This window comes from Labrys sp. (in: a-proteobacteria) (genome assembly GCF_047605565.1).
In the GTDB taxonomy this organism is placed as follows: domain Bacteria; phylum Pseudomonadota; class Alphaproteobacteria; order Rhizobiales; family Labraceae; genus Labrys; species Labrys neptuniae.
In genome coordinates this window covers 1-8,862 of record NZ_JASGFM010000080.1, presented here as the reverse complement: position 1 = coordinate 8,862, position 8,862 = coordinate 1, and the positions used below count along the sequence as shown (strand labels likewise).

General features: G+C 61.9%; 10 protein-coding genes. 3 read left to right on the top strand and 7 right to left on the bottom strand.

Translation table 11 applies throughout. From position 1 onward, the window contains the following. Positions 1–100: 100 nt before the first annotated feature. Positions 101–496 carry a helix-turn-helix domain-containing protein gene (locus tag QM672_RS32350; RefSeq protein WP_311940179.1) on the bottom strand — a complete coding sequence of 132 codons (396 nt, stop codon included), beginning with the start codon at positions 494–496 and terminating at the stop codon, positions 101–103. Between the two features lie 168 nt (positions 497–664). Between QM672_RS32350 and QM672_RS32345 the strand changes: the two genes are divergently transcribed. Beyond that, on the top strand, positions 665–1,060 hold the full coding sequence (locus tag QM672_RS32345) for a DoxX family protein (RefSeq protein ID WP_311940177.1): 396 nt from the start codon (positions 665–667) through the stop codon (positions 1,058–1,060). Positions 1,061–1,099: 39 nt separating this feature from the next. After that, a complete protein-coding gene (locus QM672_RS32340; protein ID WP_311940175.1) occupies positions 1,100–1,531 on the top strand; it encodes a VOC family protein in 432 nt (143 codons plus the stop codon). A gap of 258 nt (positions 1,532–1,789) precedes the next feature. Here the strand turns inward: QM672_RS32340 and QM672_RS32335 are convergent, their stop codons facing one another. The 6 genes from QM672_RS32335 to QM672_RS32310 all read right to left on the bottom strand — a co-directional run bounded on the left by QM672_RS32335 (position 1,790) and on the right by QM672_RS32310 (position 7,787). Further along, positions 1,790–2,806 (bottom strand): zinc-dependent alcohol dehydrogenase family protein, encoded by a 1,017-nt coding sequence (locus QM672_RS32335; RefSeq protein ID WP_415087360.1) that lies wholly within the window; start codon positions 2,804–2,806, stop codon positions 1,790–1,792. A gap of 26 nt (positions 2,807–2,832) precedes the next feature. Then, positions 2,833–3,297 (bottom strand): cyclophilin-like fold protein, encoded by a 465-nt coding sequence (locus QM672_RS32330; RefSeq protein ID WP_415087359.1) that lies wholly within the window; start codon positions 3,295–3,297, stop codon positions 2,833–2,835. After that, positions 3,294–4,484, bottom strand: coding sequence for an MFS transporter (locus tag QM672_RS32325; protein WP_311940172.1), 1,191 nt, complete (start codon positions 4,482–4,484; stop codon positions 3,294–3,296). The genes QM672_RS32330 and QM672_RS32325 overlap by 4 nt, the downstream gene beginning before the upstream one ends. 234 nt (positions 4,485–4,718) lie before the next feature. Then, positions 4,719–5,096, bottom strand: coding sequence for a c-type cytochrome (locus tag QM672_RS32320; protein ID WP_311940171.1), 378 nt, complete (start codon positions 5,094–5,096; stop codon positions 4,719–4,721). After that, positions 5,093–7,330: a xanthine dehydrogenase family protein molybdopterin-binding subunit gene (locus QM672_RS32315; protein ID WP_311940170.1), complete on the bottom strand. Its 2,238-nt coding sequence runs from the start codon at positions 7,328–7,330 to the stop codon at positions 5,093–5,095. Before QM672_RS32315 ends, QM672_RS32320 begins: the two co-directional genes overlap by 4 nt. 10 nt (positions 7,331–7,340) lie before the next feature. Further along, a complete protein-coding gene (locus tag QM672_RS32310) occupies positions 7,341–7,787 on the bottom strand; it encodes a (2Fe-2S)-binding protein (protein ID WP_311940169.1) in 447 nt (148 codons plus the stop codon). A 162-nt stretch (positions 7,788–7,949) separates the two neighbouring features. On the opposite strand from QM672_RS32310, the gene QM672_RS32305 reads away from it, so the two are divergent. Further along, complete coding sequence (locus tag QM672_RS32305) at positions 7,950–8,846, top strand: LysR family transcriptional regulator (protein WP_415087358.1); 897 nt, start codon at positions 7,950–7,952, stop codon at positions 8,844–8,846. Positions 8,847–8,862: the final 16 nt, after the last annotated feature.

Sequence of the window (8,862 nt, the reverse complement as noted above, 5' to 3'; positions counted from 1 at the left end):
GCGAACTACTTCCAGGCAGCGGGCTATGAACCAACTTAAACAAGATACGCTCTAGGTTCCATGCGGTCGCATAGTTGAGATTTTCCGAGGCTAGTCGCAATTAACTCGATCGAGTGCTATTTATTACGCGAATTGGCACTGCCCTTTTGCGCCCTCGCGTTCCCCGCTTCCGCGGCACTGTCTTTCCATGTTCTTCCCACCAAGTCGTCAGCGCTTGCATCGTAGGACCGAGGCCGCGGGCTTTTGTTGTGATCTCATATTCTACGCGCGGCGGCACCTCTGCGAAAACTGTGCGCGTCACGAGGCCGTCCTTCTCCAGTTCCCGAAGGCTCGCAGTCAGCATGTGCTGGGTGATGCCGGGGATCGCCTTTCGCAACTCGCCGAAGCGATAAATTCGCTGGTTTAGAAGCCACATGATCTCGAGCTTCCATTTGCCCGAGAGCATCGCGAATGCGCGGCGCATCTCGTCCTGCATGCTGAAATCGCTGTTATCCATTAGTCAGCTTTTCCATACTTACTGGCAATAATTCATCCTACTTGCCAATTTAATCCAACATAGCAAATTCAACATATTCAATCCACCACTGCGGTGACGCAGCGGCTGGAATGCCGCTGGATTAAACACACAGCGTCGCTGCGGTATCGCTACGATGAAGGAACTCTTATGACCTCAATATACATCTATTGGATCAGTACAGCCCTACTTTCATTGCTATATCTGTCATCGGCTTTCTTATACATCACCAAAAAAGACTTCGTGCGGCAGGCACAGGTCGATCTTGGCTACCATGCGCCTCACCTTGTGCCGTTCATGATCGTGGTGAAGATACTCGGCCCGATCGCGATCCTGTCGCGCGTCAGCTTGTCGCTCAGCGATCTCGCTTACGCCGGCATCTTCTACCACCTCATCCTGTCAGGAATGGCTCATCTCGGCGTGCGTAATGTCAAGGGTGCTCTGCCGGCAGCTATCGGTCTTGTGCTGCTAGCAGGTTCCTTCGTCACGCAGAACGCTGCACGCGAGGTGCCGTCCTCCTACGTCCAGGCCGCCGTCGTCCGATGACGCAGCCAGGACCGTCGCTCTCTTCATCAGGCGGCTCCAGTGAGTACGGCGATAGCCCGGCAACTTGGTTCGCACCGTCGCGCAAGCTGCACTGACACCCTCGTCTATAAACGCTTCACAAAGGACAAAAGCATGAGAATCTACGCTATCACCTTCGACTGCGAGAACCCTCAATCCCTGGCGGCTTGGTGGTCGCAAGCCCTCGGGATCGCGATCGGCGACGATTACGGCAACATCGTTTTGCTGCCGCCCACCGCCGACACACCCCTTTTGCTTTTCCAGAAGGCCACCGAAGTGCCGATCCAGCGGAACCGCGTGCATGCCGACTTTTCCACGCCCGACCTCGATGAAGAGACAGAACGTCTAGTCTTGCTCGGCGCATCGGTCGTCGAGAAGTTCAATCTGCCACAGATCCGCTACACGACCCTGACTGATCCGGATGGCAACAAGTTCGACCTCATCCAGGGATAGTCGAGCTAGATCGGCGCGGGCGGGCCTCGAATTCAACAGGGCGCGCCCGCGCAGCGAGAGTCAGCGAACTTCACTCACTTTCTTCTCTGACCTCGGTTTGCCTGGCCGGCATCCCGATAGCCCATTCAGCAAAAGGCCATATGCGCCAAGAAACCGGCGATAGCCATGAGAACGGCGGCCGAGCTGAGATCGATCATTGTCTCCATATGTTCAATTCCTCCTGGAACTATCGGCAGGTTCACGACGAGCGGATCTTTTTCAGACGCGAAGAAGTGTCTTGATGGCGCGGCGCTCATCCATGGCGCGGTAGCCCTCGGCGACATCGGCAAGCGGTAGCGTGAGATCGAAGACCTTGCCGGGATTGATCTTGCGCTCCAGCACCAGGTCCATCAGATGCGGCAGGAAGCGGCGCACCGGTGCCGGCCCACCCAGCAGGCTTTTCTGGGCGAAGAACAGGCCTTGGCCGTCGAGTTGGACGCCATGCGGCACGCCGACGAAACCGATATGGCCTCCGGGACGTGCGCAGGCGATCGCCTGCATCATGGATTCCTGGGTGCCGACGCATTCCAGTACCGATTCTGCACCGATATTGTTCGTCAGTTCCTTGATCCGGGCGACGCCCGCATCGCCGCGCTCCGAGACGATATCGGTGGCACCGAATTCGAGCGCGAGATCCTGGCGCGTCCTGTGCCGGCTCATGGCGATGATGCGCTCCGCTCCCATCTGCCTGGCCGCGAGGACGCCCATCAGCCCGACGGCACCGTCTCCCACGACGACAGCCGTCGATCCGGGCTCAACGCGCGCCGCATCGGCCGCATACCACCCTGTGCCGAGCACGTCGGATGCTGCGAGCAGGCTCGGTATGAGGTCGTCGTCAGGCATGGCCGCCGTCGCGACCAGCGTGCCATCGGCGAGCGGCACCCGCGCATACGGCGCTTGGGCATGGCTCATGAACTCGCGCTGTTCGCAGGAGGACTGGAAGCCGAAGCGGCAATGCGGGCAGGTATTGTCGGAAATGCAAAACGAGCCGACGACGAACTGGTCGGCCTTCACAGTCTTGACCGCGCTGCCGACTTCGACGACCACGCCGCAATATTCGTGGCCCATATGCATCGGCTCATCGACCGGCTGGAGCCCCCGATAGGGCCACAGATCCGAGCCGCAGATGCAGGACGCCGAGAGCTTGATGATGGCATCCGTGGGATGGAGGATTTTGGGCTCCTCGACTTGCTCGCAGCGGATGTCGCCGGGGCCATGAAGAACGGTTCCGAGCATGGGGTGCTCCTTTCGAAAGGTCTGGATCAGGCGATGCGCGCGATGCGCAGCGGGAACTTGCCGCGGATCAGCAGCGGCTCGCAGCCGCCGTCGAGACGGCCGAGCCGGATCAGGCCACGCGACCAGCGGTAGCTCGCGTAGAAAAAGGCGAGATTGCCCCAGGGCGCGTAGTAGCAAAGGTCGCCGGCACGCTCGTCGCCGAATGGGCCGCTACCCTCTTGGGTGAGCTTGCGTGGCAGGTAGCTGATCTTCTCGTTGTCGGCATAGTTGTCGATCGAGAGATCATCGAGCGGCAGCAGCGACGCGAAATCGTGCGCGGAGGGATTGTCTTCCAGTGTCGCCGTCATCGACTGACGATTGAACGAAATGCCAATCTTCATGGGCGCTGATCCTTGGGCGTATCCACGCGTCGTTCCGGCGAGACCGAGGGTGACTGTTGCAAGCAGTCCAGCCCGCAGAATGGTGCGACGGGTAATCGAGCCGGCATTCATGTCGCGATCCTTCGTTGGTCGATCGCGGCCGCGGCCGCAACAAATCCCGAGCCGAGCAGCAGGATGGCGCCGAGCGCGAACGGGCTCCACCACCCGAGGGCATCGAAGAGCAAACCGCCGAGGGCAGCCCCGAGCGTGATGGCGAGTTGGATGACGGCAACCTGCAGGCCGCCGCCGGCTTCGGCGTCATCGCGCAGAGCCCGGCTAAGCCACGTACCCCAGCCGACCGGCGCGGCCGTACCGAAGAAGCCCCAACCGATCAGCAGGATCGCAACGGCCACCGGCTTCGAGCCCAGCACGACCAACGCCGCAGCGATGAGCGCCATGACGAGCGGAATGGCGATCACGATGCTGTAGAGCCTCGCCCCCAACAATTGGCCAATGGCCCAGGTCCCCGCGACGCCAGCCAGCCCCATCAGCAGCAATATCGCCGAGAGCACGGACACGCCAACGCCGGTGACGCTTTCAAGGAACGGGCGCAGATAGGTGAAGAGCGCGAACTGTCCCATGAAGAGCAGGAAGATCGCGGCCATGCCAAGCGCCACCTGCCGGTGCAGCAACAGCCTGAAGACATTGCCGGATCTCTCGCGACCGCGCGGCGGCAGGGACGGCATGCCGATCCACTGCCAGATGAGCGCCAGCAAAGCCAAGGGCACCACGAGGAAGAAGGCGCCGCGCCAGCCGACATGGTCGCCGAGCAGGCTTCCCAGCGGTGCCGAGACCGTCGCCGCGATGGCATTGCCGGCATTGATCAGCGCCAGCCCCTTGGGCACGGACCCTTCCGGCACCAGGCGCATGACGATCGCCGTCGACATCGACCAGAACCCGCCGATGGCGATGCCGAGCAACGCACGTCCGATCATCAACACCGCGTAATTGGGCGCGAAGGTCACAATCAGGCCGGAAACGACCAACAGAAGGGAGAACGAGATCAACACGAGCTTGCGATCGAGCCGTCTCGTCAGGCCCGCAATGAACAGGCTGGTGACGACCGCGAAAATGCCGGAGATGGAGATCGCCTGCCCGACCCGCCCTTCGCTGATGCCGAGGTCGGCGGCAATGGGTGTCAGCAGGCTGACCGGCATGAATTCGGAAGCGATCAGGACGGCGACACACAACGCCATCGAGAGCACCGCTCCCCAGGCCATACCTGGTTTGACCAGCGCGTCATTATAGGTTGTGTGCATGATTCATCTTTCGTCACGGTGCGGTTGCCCACGCAGCCGCCTGCTTTCGAGATGATGTAGCAGGCCGAGATCGATCGGATTAGGCGCCATTAATCGCTTGGATTTATCGATAGGCAGCATAAATCTCCGGATGCCGATTGCGGCGTGTCGCGTGACGAGCCTTCGCCCAAGTGGCCAACAAAAATCTCCTCCACCCCCTCGACAGCTCAGGTTCAACGAATTGACGGCTTCGTGTTACTGGTGGGAGCCGAGGAACTCGACAATGATCCGGCGTTCATCGGCACTGTTGAAGCGCTGGGTCATTCGTGTGCCGCGAACCATCGCGGATGGATTCGCAAGGAATGTTTCCAGAGTCTCGGCGTTCCAGGTCACGTCGGAAGCCTTGAGGGCCGGCGAGTAGTTATAGCCCTGTACGCTGCCGGCCTTGCGGCCGATCAATCCTTGCAGAGTGGGGCCCACGCCGTTGCGCGGCGTCCCAACCTGGTGGCAGGCACCGCATCGCTGCTGAAACAGCTTTTGGCCCTGGGACGGGTTTTCCGCTTGCGCATGGGCAGCATTCGCACCCATGCCAATCGAAAGGGCCGCCATTGCGGCCGCTACAATCTTGCTCACCCTTGCAATCCCTTAAAATCGATCTTGGACAATGGCAGGCTGCGAATGCGCTTGCCGACGAGCGCAGACACCGCGTTCACGACAGCGGGTGGCACCCCTGGAAGGCCCGGCTCGCCGATGCCGCCCATCGGCGCCCCACTCTCGACGATCCGCACATGCACATGCGGCATGCGATCCGGCGTGAGAATGGAATAGCCGTCGTAGTTTCTTGCCTGCGGCATCCCGTCGACATAGACGACCTCTTCGAGCAGGGCCGAAGACAGCCCGAGCGTAACGGCCGAATGCACCTGAGCCTCGATGATGGCGGGATTGACGATGCTGCCGGGGTCGATGGCCACCCAGACGTCGTGAACCGCCACCTCGCCGTCTCGCAAGGACACTTCGGCGATGGTCGCGACTTCGCTACCAAAGGGCGAAGCCATGGCGACACCGCGGGCGCGCCGCGTACCGTCCTGTGCCGTGAAGGGGCCGCGGCGCCACCCTCCGGAGAGATCTGCCACGGCCTCCAGCAACGTCCTGTGGCGAGGACTGTCCGCAAGCAGGCGTCGGCGCAGCTCATAGGGATCCTGCCTGCCGGCATCGGCCATTTCATCGAAGAAGGTCTCGTAGAAAAAGTCGTTCATCGAATGACCGACCGAGCGCCAGAAACCGATGATCGCGGGATCGTCGACATGAATCTGCCCCACGCGCCGGTTCGGGATCGCATAGACCTTGCCGGCAATTCCCTCGACGGCGGAGCTGTCGACCTTATCAGGCTTACGGCCGAACCAACGCCCGGTCGGCCCTTCGCCCACCGCCACTGCCTGCAGGGCGACCGGCAGTCCTTCGGCATCGAGCCCGGCGCGGAAACGAGCGACGCCCATAGGCCGCAAGGCATCGCGCAGGAATTCCTCCTCACGGCTCCAGATCAACTTGACGGGGCGACCGGCCGCCTTTGCCAGCATGATGGCCTGCGGGAATGGATTGGCCGTCTGGTAGAGAAAGTGTCGACCGAAAAAGCCGCCGAGCATAGGCGAATGGATGATGACCTTGTCCGGCGCGATGCCGGCCACTTTCGCCGCCTCGGCCTGGAACATTTCCGGCGCCTGGTTCGGGAGCCAAAGTTCCAACGATCCGTCCTGGTTCCAGCGAGCGAGGGCGGATGGCGGCTCGAGCTGGCCGTGAACCAGATATGGTGCGTCATAGGTCGCTTCGACGATACGCGCAGCCGAGTGCAGGCCGGTGGCGACGTCACCCGCCGCTTCGAAGGCAATCCCGTCGCCTGCCGTCGCCTTCAGCATGGCCTTTCGAGTTTCCGACGAGAAGTCAGCCGGCATGGTGCGCAAGGTTCCAGGCGCGGCTTCGATCCAGCTCACCTGCAATGCCTCGACGGCACGGCGCGCCCGCCACCAGCTCGACGCCAGGACGGCGACGGCCCCTGCGAGCCGATGCACCGAGTGGACGCCGGGCATGGCCTTGACCTGTTCCTCGTTCGCGAACGCGCCGGGTTCGCCGCCGAGCCGGGGGCTGTGCTGAACGGCGGCGTGAAGCATGCCTTCGACCGCAAGATCGATGGCATAGCGGGCCTTGCCCGTGGATTTGTCGCGCACATCCAGGCGCGCTACCGGCTTGCCGATCCAGCGAAACTCCGATCGGCTTCTGAGTGGCACGTTCCCGGGAACAGTCAGTTCCGCAGCCGCAGCCGCGATATCTCCATAGGCAAGCGCGCGACCGGATGCAGCATGCACTACGCGCCCAGGCTCGGTGGTCAGCGTGGAGAGCGGCACGCCAAACCGCGTGGCCGCGGCCTGGAGCAACATCTGGCGGGCGGCGGCGCCGAGCCTGCGCATCGTCTCGTAGCTCATGCGCACCGACATGCTGCCGCCGGTGAAACGGGCACCGCCCGTCAGCAGATAATCGGCGCCCGGCGGCGCTCCTTCCACCACGAATTGCGTGGGCTCGACATCGAGTTCCTCGCCGACGATCTGCGCCATGGCCGTGAAGATGCCCTGCCCGCCCTCGATGAAGGCGCTGCGGAACAGGACCGTGCTGTCAGGGCGGATCTCCAGAAACGCATTCACCCTGGTCCCCGGCACAATGGGCGCTGCCGCCTGGGCATTGACGCGACCACCAGGCAGGATGGCCCCGAGCACCAGCCCGGCGAGCGAACCACCGATGAAGGCACGTCGGGACAAATTCAGCGGCTTGTCGACCTCGAGGGTCGAGGATGCAGTCTGAGGAGCGATGGCGTTCACGATGTCTTCCTCAGGCTTGCGCAGCCTGCCGGACGGCAGACGCAATGGCGTTGTAGGTTCCGCACCGGCACAGATTGACCATGGCGCCTGCGATTTCCTCGTCCGTGGGATGAGCGCTCTGCTTCAGAAGCGCCGTCGCCGCCATGACTTGTCCCGATTGGCAGTAGCCGCATTGCGGCGCCTGGTTCGCCACCCAGGCGTCGACGACTTTTCGGCCAACGGCATCGTCGGTGATCGCTTCGATGGTCGTGATCTGGGCGTTGGCCACGCTTTCGACCGGTGTCACGCAGGATCGCGTTGCCTGCCCGTCGACGAGAACCGTACAGGCGCCGCATTGCGCCAGCCCGCAACCATATTTGGTGCCGGTCATGCCCAGGCCGTCGCGCAACGCCCATAGCAAGGGGGTATCCGGCTCGACGTCGATCTGACGCTTCAATCCGTTGATGGTCAGCTCCATGCCTGTCTCCTTCGGACTGCTCGGCAAGATGGCGATGCGGGACAGACGAGTGCCCCTCCTGCTCCAAGCTAGCAGCCGATGGCAACGCGCATTAGTTGGCTCAATTCGCTTGCATTAATCGATGGGCGCCATAAATCTTCAGGTGGCTTATGGAGAGCGTCGATGGCCAAGGAAGACTTCAGCAACCTGTTGTGGTTCCTGGCCGTGGCCGAAGAACGCAGCTTCACCAAGGCTGCTGCCAAACTCGGCATTGCCCAGTCGACGCTCAGTCACACCATCAAGCAGCTCGAAGATCGCATGGGCATCCGGCTCCTGACGCGGACCACCCGCAATGTCGCGCCGACCGAAGCGGGCGAGCGCTTGCGCCAAACACTGGCTCCGCGCGTGTCCGAGATCGAGACCGAGATCGCAGCGCTCATGGAATTCCGTGACAAGCCGGCTGGCAAGATCCGCATAACGTTGTCGGACCATGCTTTGAATTCACTGGTATGGCCGAAACTCCGGCCTGTTCTGGCGTCCTATCCCGACATCAAGCTCGAGTTCAGCGTCGACAATGGTCTTCGCAACATCATCGAGGACGGCTTCGACGCCGGTATCCGGCTTGGAGAAAGCGTTGAGAAGGACATGATTGCCATCCGTATCGGGCCGGACTGGCGCATGGTCGCCGTCGCCTCGCCCCTCTACCTCGAGGCGCATACCCCGCCGGCGCATCCCCAAGACCTGATCCGGCATAATTGCATCAACATGCGCCAAGCCACGGCCGGCGGTCTGTATGCCTGGGAGTTTGGAAGAGACGGACAGGATTTGCGTGTCAGAGTGGATGGCCAGCTCACCTTCAGCACGTCCTATGCGATGATCGATGCGGCCTTGAGTGGCTTGGGCGTCGCCTTTTTGCCAGAGGACCTCGTCGAGTTCCATGTCGCCTCTGGAGATCTTGTCTTGTTGCTGGACGAATGGTCGCCCAAATTTGCGGGGTACTACATTTATTATCCAAGCCGGCGCCAAAACCTGCCCGCATTCAAAGTCATCGTGGACGCACTTCGGCATCGGAATGCTTGATCGTCACTCGCCGCTC